The organism is Streptococcus sp. GMD6S (assembly GCF_000297015.1).
Genome location: NZ_AJRH01000241.1, coordinates 1 through 628, shown reverse-complemented (window position 1 = coordinate 628; position 628 = coordinate 1). Strand labels below are relative to the sequence as shown.

The 628-nt window shown below is 44.3% G+C and carries 1 protein-coding gene; it reads left to right on the top strand.

All coding sequences use genetic code 11. The features are described 5' to 3' along the window. Positions 1–628, top strand: a 628-nt coding sequence (locus GMD6S_RS09930; RefSeq protein WP_000607555.1) for a LysM peptidoglycan-binding domain-containing protein, incomplete at both ends; no start/stop codon positions are given.

The window sequence follows — 628 nt, the reverse complement described above, 5'->3', positions numbered from 1 at the left end:
AAAAACAGCTATACAGTTCAGTATGGTGATACCCTGAGCACGATTGCAGAAGCTTTGGGAGTAGATGTAACCGTTCTTGCTAATTTGAACAAAATCACTAATATGGACTTGATTTTCCCAGATACTGTCCTCACTACAACTGTCAATGAGGAAGAAGAGGTGACGGAAGTTGAAATCCAAACTCCTCAAGCGGATTCTAGTGAAGAAGTGACGACTGCGACAGCTGATTTGACGACGAATCAAGTGACAGTTGATGAACAAACAGTTCAAGTAGAAGATCTTTCTCAACCAATTGAGGATGCTCCAACTGTAACAGAGACTGAAAAACCAACAGAAGTAGCGCCAAATTCAGAAGTTTCTGAGACAGCGACAGTTGCTGAAGAGACACCATCTACAGAAACACCTGTAGCAGCAGAAACAACTAGTCCAGTTGAAGAAGAAGCTCCTCAAGCAGCGACTCCAGCTACTGAAGAAACGGCAGCAACAACTCCAGCAGAAGCACCAGTAGCAGCTGCTCCAGCAACTGAAACACCTGCTGATACAACAGGAACAAGTGCAACAGAAGAAGCAGCATCAACAGCAACTTCTGACACTGCAACTTCGACTTATCAAGCAGAGCAAAGCCAAA